The following is a 23,660-nucleotide window of genomic DNA, read 5'->3' as shown; positions in this document are numbered from 1 at the left end:
GATATCACCATGACACCAGTGACTCAAACCTCTCCTTCAAAAAATAAAAAGGCAATCCGCCGTCTGGTGGTAACACTGCTCGGATGGTTGGCGGCCGGGCTGCTCTTTTTCCCCATCTTTTGGATGGTACTGACCAGTTTCAAGACTGAAGTGGAAGCAGTTGCCCTGCCGCCGAAGCTATTCTTCCAGCCGACTCTTGAAAACTACGTCACGATTCAGGAGCGAGCCAATTACCTGAATTTTGCGATGAATAGTGTAGTGATTTCCCTTGGTTCTACTATTCTAGCCATCCTCCTGGCGGTTCCTGCGGCCTATGCCATGGCTTTCTTTCCAACAAAAGGAACAAAAGGAACTTTATTGTGGATGTTGTCCACAAAGATGTTACCTCCCGTTGGGGTATTGGTTCCGATTTACCTGATTTTTCGTGATTCGGGGTTGCTGGATACACGCATTGGTCTGGCTATTATCTATACCCTGATTAATCTGCCTATTGTAGTTTGGATGATTTATACCTTCTTTAGAGATGTACCCAAAGACATTCTCGAAGCAGGACGAATGGATGGTGCTTCAACGTGGCAGGAAGTACTCCATGTGTTGTTACCGTTATCATTACCAGGAATTGCTTCAACAGCCTTATTAGCTATCATCCTGTCATGGAATGAAGCGTTCTGGAGCTTGAACCTGACAACATCAAAAGCCGCTCCATTAACCACATTTATTGCATCATTTTCTAGCCCTCAAGGGCTTTTCTGGGCGCAGCTTTCAGCGGCATCGTCGATGGCGATCGCCCCTATTCTCATCTTTGGTTGGTTGAGCCAGCGGCAATTGGTGCGCGGTCTGACCTTTGGTGCTGTGAAGTAATAATTCATCCTAATTTTTGAGAGCATGACGAGGAGCTTTTATGTCTACCGTTACGTTGCGGAACATTCGCAAACAGTACACCGACTTTGATGTGATCAAAGGAATCGATCTGGACATCAACGATCGCGAATTCGTTGTCTTCGTTGGCCCTTCGGGTTGTGGCAAATCAACCCTGCTACGCATGATTGCTGGGTTGGAAGAAATTACATCGGGTGATTTGTTCATTGATGGGGAACGCATGAACGACGTGCCACCCGACAAGCGGGGGTTAGCGATGGTGTTCCAGACCTACGCGTTATATCCTCACATGACGGTAGCGGAGAACATGGCTTTTAGTCTGCGTCTTGCTGGGCTATCTAAAGCCAAGCGCTACGAGCGTGCGCGGGATGTAGCCCGTATCTTGCAACTGGAGCCCTACCTGGAGCGTAAACCCAAGGAGTTATCAGGGGGCCAGCGACAACGGGTTGCGATTGGTCGTGCCCTGGTTCGCAATCCCAAAGTTTTTCTGTTTGATGAACCCTTATCCAACCTGGACGCGGCTCTGCGCGTACAAATGCGGATTGAGTTATCCAGTCTGCATGACAGTCTACAATCCACAATGATCTATGTCACCCACGATCAGGTAGAAGCGATGACCCTGGCGGACAAAATTGTGGTGTTGCAGGGTGGCATCATTGAACAGGTGGGTTCTCCCTTGGAGCTATATCACCGTCCAAGAAATCTATTTGTGGCGGGGTTCATTGGCTCTCCTCGGATGAACTTCTTGCCAGTGACCGTCACGGCGGTCGGTGAAGTGGCAACCCGTGTTGAGTTACCGGGGGGTGAAGTGATTACCTTACCCCTGCAACCTGGGCGCATTGCTGTAGGCGATCGCGCTACTCTCGGCATTCGCCCTGAACACCTTACTCTCGACCATACTCGCGCCACGATGCAAGGTGAGGTCATCGTCGTAGAACGGCTGGGTGGCGAAACTTTTGTCTATGCCAAACTGGCAGGCGGCGATACTATTGTTGTGCAAACGGAGGGCGATCGCCTCATTCGCACCCATGAGCAGATTCCCATTTATGTAGATGGCGATCGTTGTCACCTATTCAATACCCAGGGAGAGGCCATTCCCAAGGCCGAACTTCATCCTCTAATGCACTCCTAACACGCCAGCTCTGCGGTTTCTTGAAGAAGTCGCAGAGCTATTGCCACTCTCCATCTAGATCTGGGATCTTTTGATGGAGGTTAAAGAATTCAATCAGCGATAGAGATGCCTGAAGTTTAGAGTTTCCCTTCCAAGAAGGATTGGGGATAGGCTTTGCTATTTCAGGGACAGAAATTGTGTTAAATACCATTCATTCCAGTCAAGCCTAGCCGATCTCAAGATGCAAGAAAGAGAACTTCGGATTGCAATCTTAAATTCCATAAAGCAATCACAAGTCTAATTCTGCAAGAGCATTGATTCATTTGATAAAACCAGACTTCATTCCAAACAAACACCCTTCAAGTTTCACTGGAGTACCATGAATACTTCAACTCATGCAAACGCCACAATTAAGCTGACTGAAGCATCTTTGTTACGCTTACCAGAACACGTACAAATTCCTCAATACGATCGCCATTCCATCACCGATGGCATTGTTCACATCGGTGTTGGTGGTTTCCACCGCGCACACCAGGCATTATATCTGGACAATTACTTTCATCAAACTTCCGATCATCAGTGGGGGATTTGTGGAGTTGGTTTGCTAGTGTATGACGAACGCATGCGAGATGCGCTGCAATCTCAAGATTGCTTATATACTCTAGTGGAGCGATCGCCTGGTGGGGATCATGCTCGTATCATCGGTTCTATCACCCAATATCTCTTTGCCCCTGATAATCGACAAGCGGTTATTGATGCAATGACCGATGCAAATTGCAAAATTGTTTCCCTCACGATTACCGAGGCAGGCTATTACTACAATGAGGGTACGGGTGAATTAGAGGTAAATCATCCCACAATTCAGCATGATTTACAGCACCCAACCGAACCCATTGGAGCCTTCGGGTACATAACAGCCGCCCTCGATCAGCGTCGTCAGCAAGGTGTTGGCCCCTTCACAGTACTGTCCTGTGACAATTTGCAGGGGAACGGCAATATTGCCCGTAAGATGCTGACCGCGTTCGCAAATTTGCAGAATCCTGAATTGGGTCAGTGGATTTCGGAGAATGTGAGTTTCCCAAATAGCATGGTCGATCGCATCACCCCGGCAACCACTGCTGCGGATGTTCGTATGGTCGCCGAACAATTTGGCATTGACGATGGTTTTCCCGTAGTTGCGGAATCCTTTCTCCAATGGGTTGTGGAAGATGACTTCTGCGCAGGCCGCCCTAATTGGGAAACCGTTGGAGTACAAATGACCGACCGGGTGCATCCCTATGAGCTGATGAAAATTCGCTTGCTGAATGCCAGCCATTTGATGATTGGTTTTCTGGGTACCCTGGCAGGCTACCACTATGTCGATGAGGTCATGGCTGATCCGTTATTTACACAGGCCGTCGACCGTTTGATGGCCGAGGTACAACCAACCCTGGAAGCAGTACCGGGTATTGATCTGGACGACTATAAACGGACGCTCATTGAGCGCTTCTCTAATCCTAAAATTCAGGATCAACTGCCCCGTCTCTGTTTAAATGGAGCGGCAAAGATGCCAAAATTTGTTCTGGGTTCCCTGCGGGATGCGCTGAATCAGGGTGGGGCAATCGATTACCTGGGGCTGACCATTGCCGCCTGGTTCCGCTACCTCAATGGGGTAGATGATCTGGGAAATCCCATTGCCATTGATGACCCCATGGCGCACATTCTCACCGAAAGGGCCCACACGGGTGGCGTCAATCCTCAACCACTGCTTCAGGTCGAAGAAGTATTTGGGGATTTAGCGCAATCGTCCCGTCTGGCGGAGGTTATTGGCCGTGAATTGCGGCATCTGTCTGAATTAGGGGCGAAGGGGGCGATCGCCCATCTGTTAAAACACCCGCATTAGAGTTGAGCACACAGGCTTCCGGATTCTTAGAGAACCCGGAAGCCTCAGTTTCTACAAGGCTAATTGCTTAGGCTGATTGCAATTTATCAAAAATTGCTTCCATGCTGAGTGCAACCCGAGGGCGTATCTCCCGTTTAGATGGCACAGGCAAACGCTCTTCTTCTACAGACTGGCAGCTAATAGAATGGGACAATTCCATGATAGGTTCACAATCGGATGGGGTAGTATCAGACTCAATTGAAATACCCTGAAAGTGTTTCCGTAGAAGGGCTTGAGTCAGGGCATACGCTTTATGCTGATGCGCCTGATCTTGCTCATCCCGCAACCCAAGATATGGGAAGTGATGGACGATGTAACCAAAGAGCATCATGCAGTCATCCATATATTTGCTCGTATCAAGAATGTGGTAGTGCCAAACCTGATCAATCTCGTAAGATGGAACTAACGTCAGTCGAGGATACTTATCAGCTAAGTAGAGGAACCCTAAATAGTGCGCGATCGCCTTTACAGTTTCTTCCTTCGACCATTGGGGGCCATAGTCGTTGTACATGAGTTGATAGGCGATCGGAGATAGATCCAGTTGTTTTGCCTTCTGCATGAAAGATGCAAAGGTTTCAGAGGGGCAGAGCTTAGAGGAACGCATGGGATTCTCCTGATGGGGGTTTAGGAGATGGTTGGGAGTGATTCCTGGAGACACACAGGTTCGACACCCAAACCATTTGTGATTCATATCTCCATCACAACTTCGGGGCATCTGAGTTCATAACTGAGAACAACCGACTTGATAAACTCGGTTATTCTCAGCCTACGATAAGAGACACAAACGGAGAATTACCCGCGAGGGCAATTTTTATGGTTTTCCTAATAGCTACAGCTATCACCAGATCGTTTGGACATAGCAATGTCAGGACTTACGCAAGTCCGCCATATTTAGAGCATGTGTGTGGTGTGCGAAGCACACCACACACATGCGTAAGTCCTGAATGTGCAAGTGCGTTAAGTACAGCAACAGTGGTGTGGTGCACTTCATGTCCCACACCACCGTACTTATCAACGTGAACAGCGCTATAGTGCTATACGGTCAGAATCAAAAGGAGAGAGGCGGGACAACGCCCCACCTCTCTCCTTTGGGTACAAGTTTTAAATTATTCATGGCACGGATAAATCCATGCTGTGCAGCAGATCCGTAGTTTCCTGGGCTTCGGATATCATGCCAAGCTGCGCAAACATACTCAAGGCTTCAGAGGCCCAATGGTGAGCTTCAGCACCATTCCCCTGGCTGTATTCTAGACGCGCCAGTGATCGCATACAGAATGCCGTACGGCAGCGATCGCCACTTTTCTGGGCCACTTGCAAACCTTCTTCCATCCACACTCGGGCATCAGTAACATTGCCCTGCTTCAAGGCCACATCAGCCAGCCAGTCTTTCGTCAGGAAAACAACCCGCCGCCAATCAATCTGTTGGGCTTGCTGGAGAGCTTGCTCAAAGTGGGCTTGTGCTTGAGTAAAATCTTCTGTTTTGTAGGCGATTTCGCCTCGGTAGTAGTGCCGCCGAATTGAGAAGCGCTGGTAGGCGGTCGCCTCTAACTCCGTTTCCTGCACCATCATTTCTGCACGCTGCAACCAGTGCAACGCTTCAACGAAGTCTAAATTCTCAATGTGCCAAACAGCAATGTGAGTCGCCAATTCCACCTGAGTTGCAGGTTGAAGGTATAGGTGGTAGTCCCAGGCTCTCGCGAACAAATCCTTTGCGGATTCCAAATGATGAGGTTGCCCCAACAGCGTTAGTGTCCATGCCCGGTCAAACACCACCTCAGCAACAGTGGGCCAGTCCTGGCGCTGCTCCGCCGCCTGGATCAGCCAATTCGTCCAATCTAAGCGAGTTGCCCAGCAGCTCAGGCGATTTTTGCTATAGCCCTGGGCGTGGCTATAGCAACGGGCTTTACGCCAGAAACGGCAGACCTCCTCATAGCGATCCCCTGCAATGCACCACTCAATCACATCCTGCAGGTTTTCCCATTCCTGTTCCAGAGGGCCATAGTTTTGCCAATCCGTCCAATCCTTGCCACCATAAGTTTCCGCAAAAGTCAAATACCATTCCACCCGACGCTGATGTTGCCGCAATTTGAGGTCAGGGTCGGCATTTAATTGCGCGATCGCATATTCGCGAGTCAGGGGCAACATATCAAAGCGCCCCTCCCTCCCGTTGAGCAGTGAGAGTTGCTGCAACCGCGCCAAGCCCTGGGTTACAGTGGCGGGATCAGCGAGTTCAGCTACATAGGCGAGCGCATCTGTCGCGGCTGAACTTGGAAACAGAGCGGCCGCCAGAAAGAGGGAATAAATTGGCTCATCCCGCAAAGCCATGAGCGAACTCTCGAAATAGAAGCGGGCATAGTCTCCCTGAACCACTGCTTGCACCGAGGATTCCCACGGGTAGCCACTGGCCAGTTGCCCAACAGCATAAATGATAGCAGCGGGAATGCCACTAGTTCGTTGATGTAATTGTTGAGCTTCGTTATCGGTTAGGCGCAGTCCCTTGTTGTGGGACTGGCTCTGAATCAGGTCAACACCACAGGCTGGTGGCAAAGGAGCCAGGGTAACGGAAGGAAACGGGGTTTTGGCTCGGCTCGTCAAAAGGGTTTTAGTCGTGCTGGGCAAATCGTGCAGAAAAGACAAAATAGCAACTTGCTCCTCAACCGTTTCTAGATTGTCAAGGATTAGCAAGGTAGGCTGACGTGAAAGCTGGTGATAGATCTGCGTCAGTTGCTCTTCAAAGGGTTGCAGCAAAACATCCGGGCAGTGCAATGTGTAGGCGATCGCCCGAAACAAATCTTGTAATGTGCGATCGGGTTGAAGCCGGGGCAACAAGCCCGATGAGGTCAGATGATTGGGTTTTGCAGAAGTAAAGATAATGGCGTTGAAAGGCGCTGAGGCAGCTTTCAGGTGATGGGCGATCGCCAGGGCCAAGGTCGTTTTACCAATCCCACCTAACCCCTCAATACTGACGCAGGAGGCGGGATGATCGAAGCTCAGAAAAGCCAGTAGTCGCTCAATCTCTGCCTCCCGCCCAATGAAGGCACTGTCGCTTCCGGCACGCAGGTTATGGTATATCGAACGCTGGCCCAGGAAGGACGGTGAAACCGCAACGGGCTCAACCGTTTGGAGATATTGCTGAAAGACCGATTGCAAATTGCGCTTAGAAACGGGCTGATTGAGCGCTTTCGAGAGCATCTGCCACAATCGAGAGCTGACCTGTTTGATGTAGTCGTAATCGTAGCCGCTGGCCTGGGCAATCATTGGGTAAGATTGGCCCTGCCAAATTTGCCGGAAGACTTTGAGCTGGGTGTCGTTGAGTTGAGCCGTCTGGCCTGATTGGTTCAGAATTTGATGGAGGAGGGCGATCGCCTCATCTGCGGTCATGGGTCAGTTCCGTATAGGGGCTATACCCGTGGTCTGGCTTTGCTAGAACATTGAACGCTTTTATGAGATCCACTGAGGAAATAGAAGTTTACTGAAAGATCTCACCTTTTCTCACTGCACCCCCGGCTATGCACTCTTACTTTAGAGGTAGCTGATATGGCTCAGCTCTGGGTTGTGATCTGAGATTATCCCTGGCTCGCGGGCAATCTTGCCCCAGCTCTGTTCTCTTCTGCCCCTGAAGGGGACACGTGACGGGATACCTATCCTTTCTTCGCCATGTCCAGGAGGAGAGAGGAATAAAGATACGCTTTACAGATTTCTCTTACCGCCTGGGGAGAGAAACTGCAGGGAAGTCTCTGTATGTCTAGCAGAGAGTTCTCTGGCGGGTGGTTGGAGATTGATTGGTTGTGAATATCATCTGCAAACAATCAAATTAGTTCTTGTAGAACATTCCAAGCACCCTCTAGCGGGATGGGATAATCTCAATCTTTATTTGTTTTTTTACATTTGCAAGAATATTCGATCCGTCTAAACCATGATAGAGCCAGAATTTAGATAATGGGCACTGTTTCGTGCTGCCCGTTATCTAAATTCCTACTATGGGTGCAGAATAGGCTTTTCCTACGCAGAATGCAGGTCAACCAGCCACGATCGCCCCTAGCAATTTCAAATTTGCTTCCTGGGCTGCTGTTAAGCCCGATACTCCGCTGATATTCATACCGTCATACGGTCGGGGAGCAATGAGAGATTTCACACAGGCTCCTGTTTCAGGATGCCAGATTTTGATCGTGCCGTCGAAGCTACTACTGAGGATGAGGGGGAGGCGATCGCCACCCTCCAGCGATAATGGCGTAGCTTCATACAACAGAGACAAAATACCACTGCTGTGACCTTGCAGCGTTCTCAGGCATTCCCCTGTAGCGACATCCCAGATCTTGATGGTTTGATCGAAGCTACCACTAATCAGGTGTTGCGCATCAGGGCTAAAGCAAATGGATGTAATCGCTCCCTGATGTCCTCGCAAAGTGCGGAAGCATTCGCCCGTATGGGGATCCCAGAATCGAATCGTTTCATCGTAGCTGCAACTTACAAGAAATTGGCCATCAGGACTGAATCTAGCCTGCCCGATGCGATCGCCATGCCCTTCCAGCACCCGCACACACTCTCCGGTTACGGGGTTCCACAGACGAATTGTCTTATCATGGCTGCTGCTGACAAGGGTATGACCATCCGGGCTATAAGTGACAGAGAGCACAGCGCTGGTATGCCCACATAGGGTTTGCAAGCATTCGCCCGTATGGATATTCCAAATCTTGATAGTCTGGTCATAGCTGCCTGTAGCGAGGGGAAACCCACTGGGATGAAAGGCTACGGCCCAGCCCCAATTTCCGTGCTGTAACGTTTGCAAACACTCGCCTGTGTACCAGTTCCAGAGCTTAATCGTGTGATCAGTATTGGCGGTAACTAGCAGGGAAGCATCTGGCGAAAATGTGAGGCCCCAAATCAAATCAGCCTGCGGTGGCAAGGTTTTGACAATATGTCCAGTTGAGACATCCCAGAGTTTGACGGTTTTATCTTCATGGGCACTGGCTAAAATAGGATGTTTTCCATACCTGGGGACAGAGTGATTGTGGGAGGCCCTCGTGTCCATGTAGCCTAATGGTGGCGTGAGGGCAATGCGAGTTACAGCATTGGCATATCCCTGTACCGTCTTAACACATTGCCCAGTTTTCGCATCCCACAATTTGACGGCATGGTCACCACCACCACTGGCTATAAGCTGCCCATCTGGGCTAAATGCACAGGCCATCAAATGTTTCTGATGCCCATGGAAGGTTCTCAAGCACTGCCCTGTAGCTATATCCCAGAGCTTTAGGGTGCGATCGAAACTGCTACTGGTCAGGTATTGTTCATCCGGGCTAAACGCTGTTTCACTCACCCCGTGCCCATGTCCCTGTAAAAAATGTATGCACTGGCCGCTTTCTAGATCCCAAAGGCGAATACTTAAGTCTAGGCTAGTGCTAGCCAGGTAGCGGCCACTGGCACTGAAACGGAGCATCCGCACATCTCCTGTATGGCCGCTGAGGGTTTGATAGCATTCCCCTGTTTGAATATTCCATAGCTTGATTGTTTGGTCACGCGTGCTGATGGCGATCGCCCGTCCATCAGGACTAAGCGCCGTTGACCGAGCTAGCAGAGTATTGCCTTGAAGGGCTGCAATTTGATATTCCGGATGGTCAACATTCCATAGTTGAATGGCAACAGTCTCATCATACAGAATGCATTGTTCATCGGAGTTAAAGGTAACCGCATTTAAGAGGTTGGCTGGTCCTTTCAAGGTCTGTAAACATTGCCCTGTTTCCATTCCCCAGAGCTTTACAACATAGTCATCACTGGCACTTGCCAGGTTTTTTCCAGTAGGACTGAAGACTAAGGAAAAGACCCAACTTTTATGACCCTGCAACGTCAATAATTTTCGTTGAGTCAACAGATTCCATACATGAACTTCAGTCCGCGCATCACTGATGGCCAGGTACTTTCCGTCTGCACTAAAGGCCACAGCGATAATACCGCCAAACACCTCTGCAAAGGTAGATTGATAAAAGGTAGAACCTGTGAAATCGGTATTTTGCAAAGTGGTATTCGTGAAATAAACCTGAGCGATTACCAAATCCGAAAAATCGCAATTATCTAGGTTTGAACGTAATGCATTTAGCAGGTTAATTACATTTCCAGCCGCGTATCCTGTATAGGATAATGGCTTTCCTCTTAAAGCATTGAGGATTTGATTTAAGAAGAATTCCAACGGAATGGAATCGTGCAGTGTTACAAGCAATTTTTGAATTAAGGGTTGCAGAATAAGCCGAGCCTGGCTATCCCGAATATAATCTTGAGTTTGTGCTTTGAGCAGTGCGTGGCTACGAATAACATCCAAAGTTTGGCTTGTAATTTCGTGATGACATCGATCAATGAAGGTTTGTGTAATGTATTCCATCACTACAGGCTGTTGCGTGTAGCCTAATGAGCTAACTTCAATAAGCGATCGTCCCTGTAAGGATTCCAACGCTTCCAATAGGTTACGCTGCGGCATGGGCGCAATCCAATTTTGCTGCAATTTAGCGAACGAAATCCATTCGCGTTCGATGGCAAGCCAATCCATCACAGCCTGTTCTAAGGGGGAGAGGCGATCGCACTGCTGTTTGAGCAAATCCCAGATGCCGCCATAAACCCCAATGTTCTGTTGCTGAAAGCGGGTAACATCACCATCAAAGGTAGATTGAATGGTGGCCGCTGCAATTTTAAGCGCCAGAGGATTGCCGCGATAGTTCTCCATTAACTGCTCAACCCCAGCAGCCACAGTCAGCCCTTTCGCTTGAAGAATTTGTGCTCCATCTGCACGCGACAACCCGCCGAGTTGCAGCGATCGCGTCGGCCCATCTTCAATCTCCTGGGCTGCTAACTGCCCCAGCCTCTCTCGACTGGTTACCACCAGACAACTTTGATGCCGACCATGGGCAATGCGGTTCAAGAGTTCCTCATATTCGGTGTAACCTTCTCGATAATGGCCAGCCCGCTCTCCACCTTGCAAAAGAGATTCTGCGTTATCCAGGATGAGCAAGTAACGGCGATCGCGCAGAAACTCGATGAGCAAGCTCATCTGATCGGGCAAGCGATCGGGAATGGTCATTGGCTGGGGGTGAGCCAGGGTCTGAAGTAGATTTTTTAGGAGTGTTTCGATGGGAGGCAAGTTTCGTAAACTTCGCCAAACAAAGCCCTCAAAGCGATCCTGAAGTTGCTCGACTAGCTTCACGATCAGAGACGTTTTTCCAACCCCTCCCATACCCAATACAGTTACCAGACGGCAGTGGTCGTGGCAAAGCCAGTCTTCCAGTTGGGACAACTCATCGGCCCGTCCGTAAAATCGGCTGAGTTGGGGAGCTTCCCCCCAATCTTGAAGGCGAAGGCTCTCCTTATAGGGCGGAGCGATCGCCACCTCATCCTCAGAAGCGGCAATCTCCTTCCAGGGGAGCGCAAGTTTTGTACAAATCTCTTCGAAAATAGCCCGATCAACGGGTTTTCCATTAAAAAAATTACTGACGGTAGACAGAGCTACACTCAATTCTTCTGACAATGCTCGCTGGCTCAGGATGCCCTGTTGTTTCAGCGCTACCTTCACGGTACCAATACAATCTGGACTGACTTTGAGCGATCGCGGCATTGCCCCTTCAGGAAACTCTCACAGTGCATGATTCTATCGATAAAACTCAACCCCCATCTCAAGGAGATGAGGGTTGAGTTTTATCGATGATTGAATTCACTATATCAGAGCGTTTTTCAAAAGTTGTTCTTTCCTGTACTTCCTACAGAAAAATGCACATCTTGGAACTGGCTTTTCAAACGCACACTCAGAACCACTTCTGGGGATACGGGCGATCGGGGACCAAATTATTGAAAAGAACTGTGCAACTGACAATGAGTACCGATCCCAGTAGCACAGGCATCAGCACGAAATCCCACGAGACATTATTCATGACACCCAACAAAGCAACTGCCCCTGCCGGCGGATGAACTGTGTGAGTTAGTTGCATCAATTTAATTGCCGTGGCAACCGCTAACGCCATCACCCAGGGATCATGACCCAAAAAATGCACCAAGGTCGCACAGGTGAGGGCTCCAATGAAGTTCCCACACACCACATTGCGAGGTTGCGCTAATGGGCTATCTGGCACCCCAAACACCAACACGGCCGTTGCTCCAAAAGGAGCCGCAATTAATGGATATCCGCTCTGAGCGGTTAGGTATGCCAGAGCCCCAATCCCTAAAAAACTGCCAATGAACGAAAAGAAGATTTGTGCGTAGTTATGGGAGGCGATCGCCCGTTTGGGACGTTTTATGCCTACAGCAGCTATGGGCCGGCTTAGAGTTTCGTCGGAGCCCCGATATCTTCGGTGCTCACGGGCTTGACCTTTATAGGCTCTTAAGAAAGATACTCGTCTCATTCCAGCTAATACGCGGCTTGGGAGCTCTTCTATTAAACAATGTTATAATTCTCTGACAAAGCAAGAAAATGGTATTTTTTGATACAGATTCTAAATGACTTCCATAATGTTTTCTGTACTGAAAGGAGATATTCATCCTGCAGAAAAGCCCTTACGGTAGCATCGAAGGAGATGACAGCCGTTTTCTTGGGTCTTCATGAAGCAGGCAACTCCTGAGCAATTGGTATCCGTTTCGGTCTTCGCTCGGCTGCAACCGGAGCAGTTAGCCCATCTACAACCCCATAGTCATGTACAGCTTTATCAAGCTGGGGAAATTGTGTCCCATGAGGGCGATCGCCTGCCTGCCCGACTCTATGCCCTGTTGGATGGGCTATTACGGATTTCCAAAACGGCAAGCAATGGGAAGGAAACCATTCTGCGTACCCTCTCAAAGGGAGAGATATTTGCGGCTCCAGCACTTTTTGGAGATGGGACTGCTCCTGCAACGGTAACGGCGGAAAGTGATGTGCAGATACTCACCGTAGATCGGGAGGCGTTGCTGGCAGCCATTCAATCCAATCCCGAAATTGCATTGAATATGATGGCAGTGTTTAATCAGCGCCTTCAGCAGTTGCATGAGATGGTGCATGGGCTGGTGTCAGAACGGGCGATCGTACGGGTCGCGCGTTTGATTCAATCCTATGCTAGAGAGCAAGGTGCGGAAGAGGTGAAGCAGGGCATTCGCTTGCAGAGGCACCTGTCTTATTACGAAATTGCCCGTAGTGTGGGTATCACTTACGAGGAATGCGTGCGCTTGTTTAAGCAGCTTCAATCCGTTGCAGCTTATAGCCGGGGTGGCACTATTACGATTTTGGATTGGGATGGGTTAGATGCGATCGCAGGAGGTCGAGGATTAGCGATGCCGCAGTCTTAGGTCATTCTTATCGTGAAAGTGACGGCTTTGCCGTCACTTTCACGATAAGAATGACCGGTTGTTTTATTGGCGTTGTCACAACATCCAATAGGAGCTTGATTTATCTGGGCTCAGACAGGGTTAGTAGAAATGCTAAGTTTTCAGATGCTTTCAGGGCATGAGGTGCATTGGCAGACATGAAAACGAAGACACCAGGTTCCAGGGTAATATCTTCTCCCTCTAGCGTCAAAATACCATTGCCCTCTAGTACCTGCACAACAGCATTTTGTGTTGATGTATGTTCTGCAATATCTGTACCCGCTGCTAGACAAAATAAGGTGTATTGACAGTGCGGAAGCTTAAGCAAAACTTTGCTGACAATTCCTGTTTCAGCGTATTGGATTTTATCTTGAAGTTGATCGCTAAATGATTCGGGAGCATTTAGAAGTGTCATCATTATGTGGCTCCTAGTGACGTTCTGCGTATAGTACGATGTATCCCAATTCTTGTTGATATTGTTTGAAAACATTTCGCATGGCTAAGAGGCGATCGCGAATTGTTTTTTGCGTCAAAGCATTCCAGAAAAATTTCACAGTATCAGCCCAGCCTTCATCCCGAACGATTTGCGCCGGGTCCAGCAATCCCATAGGTCCAGCTTTGTGTTGAACGACGTGTAGACCCGCCGTTTCGTAAGCTTCCATCCAATTCGTTTCTGAAAGGGGGGTGGCGTTGGTCCGAATCGTTTCAGCCAATGCTTTGCGAATTTCATCTTCCCGCCCCTGCACTTGCATTTCATGGGAAAGAAAATGTCCCCCAGGCTTGAGGCGATCGCAAATACCTTGCAGAATTTTGGCTTTGCCGGGTTGCGATTGCATCGTTAAAATCGCTTCTGCCAACACATAATCAAACTGCCCAGGAATGTGTTCCAGGTTAAAGATATTGCCTTCAATTACCTCGACCTGGCCCTCTAGTCCAGCAGCTTTGATGTTGGCACGGGCACGGGCAACGCTTTCCGGATCGCGTTCTACGCCGACAACGCGCACACCATAGCGTTGGGCAAGGGCGATCGCGCTATACCCAAAACTCGACGCTAGCTCCAGTACGGTTTCTCCTGGCTGAAATCCAGCCCACTGAAACAACTGCTCGGTGGCTGCCCGTCCTCCGGGTCGTAGAATTTTCTTACCTGCAGCAGCCATAACCTGGTGGCCCGGTGCCGTTTGGAAGTTGATGTGGGTGTGTGTCATGGCTTGACCTTCGGTGGAGTGCATACCTTTACTTTGTCAAATCCACTCAAAGGAAGCTATGAGCTACCTCATATTGCCAAACTTTTAGAAACACAGAGAACTTACGCAAATCCAATTTATTTAACCTCAACTCGGGATAAGCTAAAGCGCTCGCTAAGATGGATGTTTTCGAGTGCCGCGCGCTGCGCGGCACTCGAAAACATCCTTAACCCGCACTCAGGTTATTTAGTTCATTCTTGTTGTGTGTGGTATGCGAAGCACACCACACACAACAAGAATGCGTTGGTACTGAACACACTCGTTTCTTCCATAGTTCAATCAGTGTCGCTCACCAAGCAGTATTACAATGAATACCGTTCTGACAGGATGCCATGGTATGAGTCTCCAGAGTAAACCTGCCTGGGCAGGAGATGATTTCCTCTCACGCTGCGTTAATTTGCTCATTCAAACCAAGCCAATTTATGCGCTGATGAAGCAGCAGGCTCGGCAAGTATTAATTAAAACTGCTGAGAAAAATGGAGTTCTCTGGCGCAAACATTACGATGAATTAGCCACATCGGGTATTCAGCAGAACATAACTCAGCTCACCAATCCAGACGTGCGCTATCCCGATTATTATCAGGCTCCCTTCCACGCTTACGATCAGGGCAACCTGTGCTGGGATGCTGCCTTCGAGGCCGAGTCTGCCACCTATGCTATGGGCTTGCGGGTCTGGAAGGACGAGCCTTTAACCTGGCAAGACGCGCAGGATCGCCTCCGCAGTAGTTTTCATCATGTCCTGGCCGAGTACATAACATCCCCTGTACAGGATGTGCTGGATATCGGTTGTTCTGTGGGGATTTCAACCCTGGCCCTGCATCGGTTTTACCAGAACCGTCAAGAGAACCCCGTTCGCACTGTGGGGTTGGATCTGTCTCCCTACATGTTGACCGTTGCCCGCCATCGTGACACCCAGGGAGAGATCGCCGAATGGATTCATGGCGATGCCGCCGCAACGGGGCTTCCCGACCAGTCCTTTGATCTAATCACGCTGCAATTTGTCGCCCATGAGCTGCCCCGTCAGCCTGCGATCGCCATCTTCACCGAAGCCCTGCGTCTCCTTCGCCCGGGTGGCCACCTGGCGATCGTCGACAACAACCCCAAATCCCCGGTTATCCAGAACCTTCCTCCCGTGCTGTTCACCTTGATGAAAAGTACAGAACCCTGGTCTGACGACTACTACACCTTTGACATTGAGGCTGCTCTCCAGTCCATCGGCTTCAATTACCTCACCACCGTCCCCAGTGATCCACGCCACCGGACCATCCTGGCGCAGGCTCCGGTCTAAAACTGCTGGTATTGTGGGCTGAAGGGGCACATGATTCCCCTCCAACCCACAATACCTCGGGGAGAAAACCATGAGCTTTGCCAACAAAACTCTTGTGATTACTGGAGCCTCCATGGGAATTGGGCGATCGCTCGCTATCTCCCTGGCTCAGCAAGGCGCCAATCTGGTGCTAGCAGCCCGTACCCAGGAAGCCCTGGAAGATGTGTTAGCCGCTTGTGTGCGACAAGGGGCAAAGGCGATCGCCATTCCTACCGATGTGTCACAGCCAGAGGAGTGTCAGCGGTTGATGGCGGAGGCGATCGCCACCTTCGGTCAGATTGACGGGTTGGTCAACAATGCGGGTATCTCCATGCTGAGCCTCTTTGAAGAGGTGACTGACTTGACGGTTTTCGAGCGTGTTATGCAGGTGAACTACCTAGGCGCTGTGTACTGCACTCATTACGCACTTCCTTACCTGAAGGCTAGCCAGGGGATCGTGGTAGGAATCTCCTCTATCTGTGGCAAAACAGGCATTCCGTTTCGCACCGGATATGTCGCCAGCAAGCACGCCATGCAAGGCTTTTTTGATACCCTCCGCATCGAATTGCAAGGGACCGGAGTAGACGTGCTGGTGGTATCGCCAGGATTTGTCGCAACCGACATTCGCCAACGCGCCTTTGGGGGCGATGGGCAACCCCTCGGACAAAGCCCCCGAGATGAAAGCAAAGGGAATATGTCCGTTGATGAATGTGTGCGCCAAATTCTACAAGCTATGGAGCACCGCAAACGAGACCATATTATGACGCTGAAAGGAAAACTCATTCCCTGGGCCCGGTTGTTCGTACCGGGGTTGATTGATCGGCTCTCGGCACAAGCTGCAGGGTTTGAGGTGGGGAATGGGTAGATCCGTGAAGGTGAGGGTTACCTCACTCTCACCTTCTAAGGAGATTTCCAGATAAGAGCTTCCCCATTATTTGGAAAAAAGGCGCGGCTTCGCCGCGCCTTTTTTCCAAATAATGGGGATATTGTTTCTCAGAAATCTCCTAACATGGGTTGGGTGAAGTATTAGCGCCAGACTATACCTTCTCAGGAAGTGGCAGACACACGACAAATCGCGTGCAGCCCGGTTTTGATGTTACCGAAACCACTCCCCGGTGGCGGTTTTCGACAATACGCCGCACCGCATCCAGGCCTAAACCTGAGCCTTTTCCCATCTCCTTAGTTGTGAAAAAAGGTTCAAAGATACGGGATTGGATTTCATCAGGGATGCCCGTACCCGAATCGATAACCTCTGTGCGAAGGTAGCGACCATCACAACAGGTCTTGATTTCCAGCGTTCCTTTTTCGTCCATAGCCGCGATCGCATTATCAATCAAGTTTGTCCACACCTGATTCAATTCACTGCCATAGGCACAAATTTTGGGAAGGTTGCGATCGTATTGCCGCTTCACTGTAATCCCGTGCTTCAGCTTGAAGGAAAAAAGCTGAAGTGTATCTTCCAGTCCCTCGTGGATGTCAATCAATTGCTTGGCACCCTGATCTAGATGGGAGTAGGATTTCATGGAATGCACCAGGGCTGAAATGCGCTCTGCTCCCCGCAGGCCATTTCTGATCATGGCCATCACATCAAAGGAGAGGGCCAGCCAACGGATGCCCTGATCGCGCAACTCGGTAGGGTCATTGCGCCAACGATCGACCAATCGCTCCAGGGTTGCAACCTCTATGCCTGCACTGGCGAGAGGTTCGGCTAGCTTCCAAGCACCTTTGACTCCATACTCTTCCATCCAGTCCAGCAGGGCATCCTCGCGATCGCTCAACGTCATGGCATCTGCTGAGCCACTCAGCAGCATCTCATAGCCATGATCACGGACTTGATGCCATTCCTTAGTATGCTCCGGATCTACGTTGCGCTGGCCGTAGATCATGCTCATCTGTTCCAGCTCACGCAGGGCAGGGACGACATCTCGCAGCGCTCGTACCAGGGCCGCAGCCGGGTTATTTAATTCATGGGCCAACCCGGCAGAGAGCGTACCCAGGGCTGCCATCTTTTCCCGTCCCCGCAGAAAAGATTCTAGGCCCCGCACCCGTCGTTCCATGACCCGAAAAATACTGCGCTCAAAGCCCCGGCAATTATGCAGCAGGGTGAGAAAGTCACCACAGGGAATCTGGTACAGGTGGCACTCCGTAACCGTGCGCATGGTGACAGGTACAGTCTCCTCCGTCAGGATAGTAATTTCGCCAAAAAAGGCGGGAGCTTCGTGCTGCCCCACCGGCATCTCAATTCCCTCGCTGAGGCGGGTGATGTTGATACGACCACAAACCAGAATGTAGAAGCCATCCGAAGGCGTGCCTTCCTTGACCAACAGAGTTTTGGGAGGCAGATCAAGTTTAGTGGCGCGATCGCACGCCCACTCCAACTGCTCGCGCGGCAACTGCTGGAACGGTTCCAACGTCAACACGTCATCAATACACAGTGTGTTGCCCATAATTAAAGGTTGCTCAAATAACGGTGGACGAACTGCACACAAATACTGCCTTCCCCAACCCCCGAAGCTACCCGTTTAATGGAGCCGTAGCGCACATCCCCAACCGCAAAAATGCCGGGGATATTGGTTTCGAGTAGATAGGGCGATCGCTCATAGGACCAACCTCTAGGGTATTCCCCTTCCTTCGTCAAATCGGGGCCGGTTAGAATGAATCCTCTGTCGTCCCGCTGTACGACACCATCCAGCCACTCGGTATTGGGAACCGCCCCAATGAAGATAAACAGATAGCGGGTCGGCAAAGTTTGAACCTCTCCTGTTTTTGAGTTTTCAATCACCAACGCTTCCAGGTTGCCGTTGCCCTTGACCTCAATCACACTGGAAAACGTCCATACCTCAATATTTTCAGTCGCTTCGATCTGGTCAATTAGATACTGCGACATGCTCTTGGTCAGGGAATCGCCCCGCACCAGCATGACCACTTTGCGGGCGTATCGCGAGAAGTACATAGCCGCCTGCCCCGCCGAGTTCGCCCCACCGACGATATAAACATCTTCATCGGCACATTCCAGGGCTTCTGTCTGAGCTGCACCGTAGTAAACCCCTGCTCCGGTAAACTGGTCAATGCCCGGAATGGCTAACCGTCGCCACGACACCCCCAGGGCCAGAATTACCGCATGACAACTCAGCTCCGCCCCAGATTGCAGCGTGATCATCCGGTAATCATTCTCAATCCGCAGATTCTTCGCCTCCTGGGGCGTTAAGATTTCTACCCCAAAGCGACGAGCCTGAGTGACCGCTCGCCGCGCCAGGTCGCCCCCACTCAACCCAACGGGAAAGCCCAGGTAATTCTCAATCCGGGAACTGGTGCCCGCCTGACCGCCAGGAGCTTCCCGCTCAATCATCACCGTTTTTAGCCCCTCTGAGGCCCCATAGACCGCCGCCGCTAAACCACCGGGGCCGCCGCCAATGATCACCAGGTCGTAGAAAGGTTTGGTCGCCTGAGTCTGGAGGCCAATCCTTTCGGCAATGTCCAGATTTTTGGGGCGCGTCATGTGGGAGCCATCGGAGTACAGCACCAGGGGTAGACAGGGCCCCTCAACCCTGGCATAGTCCAGCAACGTTTTGGCCTCTGGATGCCGCTCAATGTCAAGCCAGCGGTAGGGGATTTGGTTGCGGGTTAAGAAGTCTTTGATCCGGTGTGAGTCGGGAGACCAGCGATCGCCTACGACCCGAATTCCCTGAAACTCAGGGTGGAAGTTCGCTCGCCAATCATCCAACAAATCATCCAGAACGGGGTACAGCCGCTCATCAGGTGGGTCCCAGGGTTTCAGCAAGTAATAGTCAAGACGGGCCACGTTGATAGCACGGATGGCTGCCTCGGTATCGGCGTAGGCCGTCAGCAGCACCCGCTTGCCCTCCGGGAATAACACACTCGCCTGCTCCAAAAACTCCACCCCTGTCATTTGGGGCATGCGTTGGTCTACTAGAAACAGGGCAACCGTATCGTTTCGCAGTTTCAACTCCTGCAACGCATCCAATCCGGCTTTTCCAGAATCAGCGCGGATAATGCGGAACTGCTCAGCATATTGACGGCGCAGGTCACGGGCGATCGCCTGCAACACTTCAGGATCATCATCAACAGCGAGAATGACAGGCTTATTCATGGGGGGTACGTGTAGGGATGGAATAATTTAAGCGGAATTGATCACGAACATAATGTGGCCCCGAACACGGGAGCTAATGAGCCAGCGGGTCATGCAAACCAGAAATGGGAGTTGTACAGAACTATAAGCCATGACGTACCGCAAGGACGGCGGCTTCAACGCGGTGGTTCACCCCAAGCTTATTCAATACTGAGCGGACGTGAGTTTTGATCGTGTTAGGGCTAAGGTAGAGTATGGAAGCAATTTCTGCATTGCTATGACCTTCAGCAATAAGCTTTAACACTTCTAGCTCCCGTGGTGATAGTTCAACTTTCGGCATGAGAATGTCCTTCCTTTTCATCCTGTTAGCGATCCTCCCTCCCCCTGGCTCTGAAAAACGAAGGCAACGCCTGACCCCTGAAAAGCGCGTCCTCTTGATGGTCTGGTCGTCAATAGCAGCCCCCGTTATTGATGAGCACCCCCTCTTGACCGTATGTACGAGAAAAATGAGGACTTGTCTTGTCTAATCTTGCGAATTGAGGGTAAATGTTGCGATCTACTGAGTTTCGTTTGTGAATGAGAGAGTGGAGGGCGATCGCCCTCCACTCCCTCATTCGCTTTTACAGCGCTTTTCAAGCACTGAAATCTGGTTGTTTTTGTGAGAGCCGCGCTCTGCGCGGTTCTCACAAAAACAACCGTGGCTAATTCAAGCGCAAAGCGCTGTAAGAAACACACGGAGTTCTTGCCTATTTCACGGGGCGAAACCGTTTCAGGTTTTACCCAGGCAGAAGCTCAAATGGCAGACGAAAGAGGGGTGCAGGTATAAACGCCTGCACCCCTCTTTCGTCTGCCGTGAGCAGTTGAAGGATCCAATTTATGACACGGTAGATCCGTTGTGGATATTCAGGTTGCGGAATGGGTTACCAGAATCAGATGAAACTGTCGCAATTGCGGATTCTAGTAGCTGTCGCAGCGCGCCAGAACTTCACGGATGCTGCACTCGATCTGCAAATGTCTCAGTCGGCCGTGAGCCATGCGATCGCCATGCTGGAGCAAAACCTGGGTGTCGTCCTCTTTTCTCGGGGGCGGCATGGAGCCAGACTGACTCCCCTTGGCGAACGCATCGTCGAACATGCCCAGGAGATTGTGCATCGAGCCGACGAGATCGCCAAAGAAGCCGAACTTTCAAAAGGTTTAAAGGGTGGTCAGGTCAGAATTGCGTCCTTTCGGAGCATTGCAACGCATATTCTGCCGGGAGCGATCGCCCACTTCCACCAACAGTTTCCCGCCATTTCCGTCAACCTGGCTGAACATGAAGACTACCCCCATGTCGAGCACGCATTGCGAGAGGGCCAGGCAGATATTGGGTTTACCTTTATGCCAGCTAGCGAGGGGTTAGAGGTGTGGGAAGTTATCCGAGATGAGTTTGTTGCCCTTCTACCAATTACTTTTCAACCAGCAGGCTCACAGTTGAGTTGGGAGGAATTGGTCGCTCAGCCGCTGATTATGCCCCCCGTCAACTACATCATGATGCGACAGGTCTATCAACACGCCCAGACTTACGGCTATGCTCTCAAAGTCACTTACGAAGTGGAAACGGATGCGACCATTGTCAGCCTGGTGGCCCAGGGTCTGGGGGCTGCCATCTTACCGAGGCTGGCGGCAGAGCCGATTCCGGCGGCTGTTCGAGCCTACAGCTTACCCGTGCCGTTGGAACGAGTCATCGGGGTGGCAACCCTGGCGGATGCACTATTATCACCAGCTATCTACGCGTTTCTGGACAGCCTCAAAACGACCCAGGTACTCGTGTCATAGACATCCAGCCGTCATGAGGTGGACTGCCCTTCTACAGGTTATAGGCCGAAGGGTTCTGGTAATGACGGTCTTCCAGCCAAACCCGCAGTTCAGAGGCCGAAACACCATGCAGAGCCTGACCTGTCGTGGGGTCATAGCTGTTCCAAACCTCACGTCCTGCAGCATCTTCACTACACCACACATGAGGTTCTGAGGAAACAGAGAGATGGGCGATCGCCGCTTGCCACAGGTTGTTGAGCTGAGCTTTCCAGGCATTGTTACGGCGAGAAGGCTTCTGGAAAATACGTTCCAGGGTTTGCACAGAGTGGAAATGGGATTGCATAACAGGTGCCTCACTGCAGTTCTCTAATAACCTTACTCTACAAAACGGTAGCTAAAGATACAAAAAGCAGCTTGCATAGCTTCCATGAGCAACTTCGATAGATCGCCAGGTTCTAGACCCGTGGATGATTCCCATCAGGATGGAATGGATACATCCAATGGGAATTGTTACGGAAACAGGAGTTCTAGATTTTGACGTGAAATGTGAGTATAAGGGAATGGCATACGCAAAGGTCTAACTTCCGTTATGGGACAACCGATCGCCCCTCTTTCCCTTCCTCCCGGTGAATTTGGCTTGCCGTTCATTGGGGAAACCCTCAGCTTTTTTGGTGATCCCAACTACGCGAAAAAGAAGCACCAGAAATACGGCTCTATTTTCAAAACTCGTTTGTTGGGCCAACCCACTATCTTTGTGCGGGGTTCAGAATTTAACCAGTTCATCCTTACGAACGACAATAAGTATTTCGAAATCAGTTGGCCGCCCAGCACCCGGATGTTGCTCGGTCCCCTTTCGTTGGCATTACAGACAGGCGGTACTCACCAAAGCCGCCGTAAGCTACTGGCGCAGGCCTTCATGCCCCGTGCTCTGTCCGGTTACATTCCGGCTATGCAGGAAATTATTCAAAGCTATACAAAGCGGTGGGCCGAGCAGGGACAACTGGTGTGGTATCCCGAATTGCGAAACTACACCCTGGATGTTGCGTGCAAACTGCTGGTGGGAATTGACCATGGCTCTCAGAGCGAGTTGGGACATCTGTTTGAAACCTGGTGCCAGGGTTTATTTTCAATTCCTTTAGACTTGCCATGGACACAGTTTGGTAAAGCAAAACGAGCACGACACAAGTTGCTGAAACTAATTGAGGAAATTATTCGCGATCGCCAAAAATCTCCCGAATCTGGCACCGATACCCTGGGGCTTTTGCTCCAGGCTCGAGATGATGATGGCAATGGGCTGAGCCTCGAGGAGTTAAAAGACCAAACGCTGCTGTTGTTATTTGCAGGGCATGAAACTTTGACCTCGGCGATCGCCTCCTTCTGCATGCTCATCGCCCAACATCCCCTCGTCTGGGAAAAACTCCGAACCGAACAGCAGTTGTTTGATACAGCCATCCCTACCACCCTGGACAGCCTGAAGCAAATGACGTATCTCGACCAGGTATTGCAGGAGGTGATGCGCCTGATACCTCCTGTTGGAGGTGGTTTTCGCCGCGTGATACAGTCGTGTGAAATGAGTGGCTTTCAGATGCCCGAGGGATGGAATGTCCTGTACGAAATTAATCAGACTCACATGAACCCACTGGAACATGCTGAGCCCGATCGCTTCCAACCCGAGCGCTTTGGAACTACGCAAGCTGGCGTGCAAAGCAAATACAGCTACCTCCCCTTTGGTGGCGGGATTCGCGAATGCTTAGGCAAAGAGTTTGCTCGTCTAGAAATGAAGCTATTTGCAGCACACTTAGTGCGTTACTACACTTGGGAGCTACTGCCAGACCAGGATTTGAGCATGGTCGTCATGCCCACACCACACCCTCGCGATAATCTGCGGGTCACGTTTAGGTCATTAACCAAAACAATTGGTTAACTGAAAGTAAAAGAGGGTAGTGCTCTAATTGGATAAGTGATGGGCTGTGTTTCGCACCCCATTCACTTGCTTTAAACAT

17 protein-coding genes and 1 pseudogene are annotated in these 23,660 nt (G+C 50.6%); 8 read left to right on the top strand and 10 right to left on the bottom strand.

Annotated features, from left to right (window positions below; genetic code table 11):
* The first annotated feature begins 9 nt into the window (after nucleotides 1-9).
* The 3 genes from H6F91_RS02580 to H6F91_RS02570 all read left to right on the top strand — a co-directional run bounded on the left by H6F91_RS02580 (nucleotide 10) and on the right by H6F91_RS02570 (nucleotide 3,872).
* Nucleotides 10-861: a carbohydrate ABC transporter permease gene (locus tag H6F91_RS02580; RefSeq protein WP_190772503.1), complete on the top strand. Its 852-nt coding sequence runs from the start codon at nucleotides 10-12 to the stop codon at nucleotides 859-861.
* A gap of 40 nt (nucleotides 862-901) precedes the next feature.
* Nucleotides 902-2,011, top strand: a complete 1,110-nt coding sequence (gene ugpC / locus H6F91_RS02575) for a sn-glycerol-3-phosphate ABC transporter ATP-binding protein UgpC (protein WP_190772504.1) — start codon at nucleotides 902-904, stop codon at nucleotides 2,009-2,011.
* Nucleotides 2,012-2,369: 358 nt separating this feature from the next.
* The gene (locus tag H6F91_RS02570) at nucleotides 2,370-3,872 is read left to right on the top strand and encodes a mannitol dehydrogenase family protein (protein WP_190772505.1); all 1,503 of its coding nucleotides are present in this window, start codon (nucleotides 2,370-2,372) and stop codon (nucleotides 3,870-3,872) included.
* Between the two features lie 67 nt (nucleotides 3,873-3,939).
* On the opposite strand, the gene H6F91_RS02565 is transcribed toward H6F91_RS02570, so the two are convergent.
* From H6F91_RS02565 to H6F91_RS02550, 4 genes are all read right to left on the bottom strand, one after another.
* Nucleotides 3,940-4,515 carry a glycine-rich domain-containing protein-like gene (locus H6F91_RS02565; RefSeq protein ID WP_190772506.1) on the bottom strand — a complete coding sequence of 192 codons (576 nt, stop codon included), beginning with the start codon at nucleotides 4,513-4,515 and terminating at the stop codon, nucleotides 3,940-3,942.
* A 506-nt stretch (nucleotides 4,516-5,021) separates the two neighbouring features.
* Nucleotides 5,022-7,292, bottom strand: coding sequence for an AAA family ATPase (locus H6F91_RS02560; protein ID WP_190772507.1), 2,271 nt, complete (start codon nucleotides 7,290-7,292; stop codon nucleotides 5,022-5,024).
* Nucleotides 7,293-7,929: 637 nt separating this feature from the next.
* The gene (locus H6F91_RS02555; protein WP_190789209.1) at nucleotides 7,930-11,511 is read right to left on the bottom strand and encodes an NB-ARC domain-containing protein; all 3,582 of its coding nucleotides are present in this window, start codon (nucleotides 11,509-11,511) and stop codon (nucleotides 7,930-7,932) included.
* A gap of 187 nt (nucleotides 11,512-11,698) precedes the next feature.
* Nucleotides 11,699-12,292, bottom strand: coding sequence for an HPP family protein (locus tag H6F91_RS02550; protein ID WP_190772509.1), 594 nt, complete (start codon nucleotides 12,290-12,292; stop codon nucleotides 11,699-11,701).
* A gap of 196 nt (nucleotides 12,293-12,488) precedes the next feature.
* Here H6F91_RS02550 and H6F91_RS02545 point away from each other — a divergent pair, with 196 nt between their 5' ends.
* Entirely contained in the window at nucleotides 12,489-13,205 is a 717-nt protein-coding gene (locus H6F91_RS02545; protein WP_190772510.1) for a Crp/Fnr family transcriptional regulator, read from the top strand.
* Between the two features lie 100 nt (nucleotides 13,206-13,305).
* Here the strand turns inward: H6F91_RS02545 and H6F91_RS02540 are convergent, their stop codons facing one another.
* Nucleotides 13,306-13,641, bottom strand: coding sequence for a cupin domain-containing protein (locus H6F91_RS02540; protein WP_190772511.1), 336 nt, complete (start codon nucleotides 13,639-13,641; stop codon nucleotides 13,306-13,308).
* Nucleotides 13,642-13,651: 10 nt separating this feature from the next.
* Nucleotides 13,652-14,428 (bottom strand): class I SAM-dependent methyltransferase, encoded by a 777-nt coding sequence (locus tag H6F91_RS02535; protein WP_190772512.1) that lies wholly within the window; start codon nucleotides 14,426-14,428, stop codon nucleotides 13,652-13,654.
* A gap of 376 nt (nucleotides 14,429-14,804) precedes the next feature.
* On the opposite strand from H6F91_RS02535, the gene H6F91_RS02530 reads away from it, so the two are divergent.
* Nucleotides 14,805-15,755: a class I SAM-dependent methyltransferase gene (locus tag H6F91_RS02530; RefSeq protein ID WP_190772536.1), complete on the top strand. Its 951-nt coding sequence runs from the start codon at nucleotides 14,805-14,807 to the stop codon at nucleotides 15,753-15,755.
* A gap of 70 nt (nucleotides 15,756-15,825) precedes the next feature.
* On the top strand, nucleotides 15,826-16,638 hold the full coding sequence (locus tag H6F91_RS02525) for an SDR family oxidoreductase (protein WP_190772513.1): 813 nt from the start codon (nucleotides 15,826-15,828) through the stop codon (nucleotides 16,636-16,638).
* Nucleotides 16,639-16,810: 172 nt separating this feature from the next.
* Here the strand turns inward: H6F91_RS02525 and H6F91_RS02520 are convergent, their stop codons facing one another.
* The 3 genes and pseudogenes from H6F91_RS02520 to H6F91_RS02510 form a co-directional block, all read right to left on the bottom strand.
* Complete coding sequence (locus tag H6F91_RS02520) at nucleotides 16,811-18,220, bottom strand: ATP-binding protein (RefSeq protein ID WP_190789208.1); 1,410 nt, start codon at nucleotides 18,218-18,220, stop codon at nucleotides 16,811-16,813.
* Between the two features lie 2 nt (nucleotides 18,221-18,222).
* Entirely contained in the window at nucleotides 18,223-19,884 is a 1,662-nt protein-coding gene (locus H6F91_RS02515; protein ID WP_190772515.1) for an FAD-dependent oxidoreductase, read from the bottom strand.
* 121 nt (nucleotides 19,885-20,005) lie between these two features.
* Nucleotides 20,006-20,188: pseudogene (locus H6F91_RS02510) on the bottom strand (response regulator transcription factor); the annotation flags it as partial.
* A 608-nt stretch (nucleotides 20,189-20,796) separates the two neighbouring features.
* Here H6F91_RS02510 and H6F91_RS02505 point away from each other — a divergent pair.
* The gene (locus tag H6F91_RS02505; protein WP_190772517.1) at nucleotides 20,797-21,678 is read left to right on the top strand and encodes a LysR family transcriptional regulator; all 882 of its coding nucleotides are present in this window, start codon (nucleotides 20,797-20,799) and stop codon (nucleotides 21,676-21,678) included.
* Nucleotides 21,679-21,709: 31 nt separating this feature from the next.
* Here H6F91_RS02505 and H6F91_RS02500 read toward each other — a convergent pair whose 3' ends face one another.
* Complete coding sequence (locus tag H6F91_RS02500; RefSeq protein WP_190772518.1) at nucleotides 21,710-22,000, bottom strand: hypothetical protein; 291 nt, start codon at nucleotides 21,998-22,000, stop codon at nucleotides 21,710-21,712.
* Between the two features lie 246 nt (nucleotides 22,001-22,246).
* On the opposite strand from H6F91_RS02500, the gene H6F91_RS02495 reads away from it, so the two are divergent.
* Nucleotides 22,247-23,581: a cytochrome P450 gene (locus H6F91_RS02495; RefSeq protein WP_190772519.1), complete on the top strand. Its 1,335-nt coding sequence runs from the start codon at nucleotides 22,247-22,249 to the stop codon at nucleotides 23,579-23,581.
* Nucleotides 23,582-23,660 lie beyond the last annotated feature (79 nt).

Origin of the sequence: Leptolyngbya sp. FACHB-8 (genome assembly GCF_014695575.1) — a bacterium.
Taxonomy (GTDB): domain Bacteria; phylum Cyanobacteriota; class Cyanobacteriia; order Elainellales; family Elainellaceae; genus Vacuolonema.
Note: the sequence above shows the minus strand (reverse complement) of the source record. Positions and strands in the feature narration are given on the sequence as shown.

Coding starts and splice junctions, on each gene's coding strand:
- H6F91_RS02500 (WP_190772518.1), bottom strand. CDS start 22,000: ATGCAATCCCATTTCCACTCTGTGCAAACCCTGGAACGTATTTTCCAG.
- H6F91_RS02565 (WP_190772506.1), bottom strand. CDS start 4,515: ATGCGTTCCTCTAAGCTCTGCCCCTCTGAAACCTTTGCATCTTTCATG.
- H6F91_RS02520 (WP_190789208.1), bottom strand. CDS start 18,220: ATGGGCAACACACTGTGTATTGATGACGTGTTGACGTTGGAACCGTTC.
- H6F91_RS02545 (WP_190772510.1), top strand. CDS start 12,489: ATGAAGCAGGCAACTCCTGAGCAATTGGTATCCGTTTCGGTCTTCGCT.
- ugpC (WP_190772504.1), top strand. CDS start 902: ATGTCTACCGTTACGTTGCGGAACATTCGCAAACAGTACACCGACTTT.
- H6F91_RS02540 (WP_190772511.1), bottom strand. CDS start 13,641: ATGATGACACTTCTAAATGCTCCCGAATCATTTAGCGATCAACTTCAA.
- H6F91_RS02580 (WP_190772503.1), top strand. CDS start 10: ATGACACCAGTGACTCAAACCTCTCCTTCAAAAAATAAAAAGGCAATC.
- H6F91_RS02530 (WP_190772536.1), top strand. CDS start 14,805: ATGAGTCTCCAGAGTAAACCTGCCTGGGCAGGAGATGATTTCCTCTCA.
- H6F91_RS02535 (WP_190772512.1), bottom strand. CDS start 14,428: ATGACACACACCCACATCAACTTCCAAACGGCACCGGGCCACCAGGTT.
- H6F91_RS02495 (WP_190772519.1), top strand. CDS start 22,247: ATGGGACAACCGATCGCCCCTCTTTCCCTTCCTCCCGGTGAATTTGGC.
- H6F91_RS02570 (WP_190772505.1), top strand. CDS start 2,370: ATGAATACTTCAACTCATGCAAACGCCACAATTAAGCTGACTGAAGCA.
- H6F91_RS02525 (WP_190772513.1), top strand. CDS start 15,826: ATGAGCTTTGCCAACAAAACTCTTGTGATTACTGGAGCCTCCATGGGA.
- H6F91_RS02515 (WP_190772515.1), bottom strand. CDS start 19,884: ATGAATAAGCCTGTCATTCTCGCTGTTGATGATGATCCTGAAGTGTTG.
- H6F91_RS02560 (WP_190772507.1), bottom strand. CDS start 7,292: ATGACCGCAGATGAGGCGATCGCCCTCCTCCATCAAATTCTGAACCAA.
- H6F91_RS02505 (WP_190772517.1), top strand. CDS start 20,797: ATGAAACTGTCGCAATTGCGGATTCTAGTAGCTGTCGCAGCGCGCCAG.
- H6F91_RS02550 (WP_190772509.1), bottom strand. CDS start 12,292: ATGAGACGAGTATCTTTCTTAAGAGCCTATAAAGGTCAAGCCCGTGAG.
- H6F91_RS02555 (WP_190789209.1), bottom strand. CDS start 11,511: ATGCCGCGATCGCTCAAAGTCAGTCCAGATTGTATTGGTACCGTGAAG.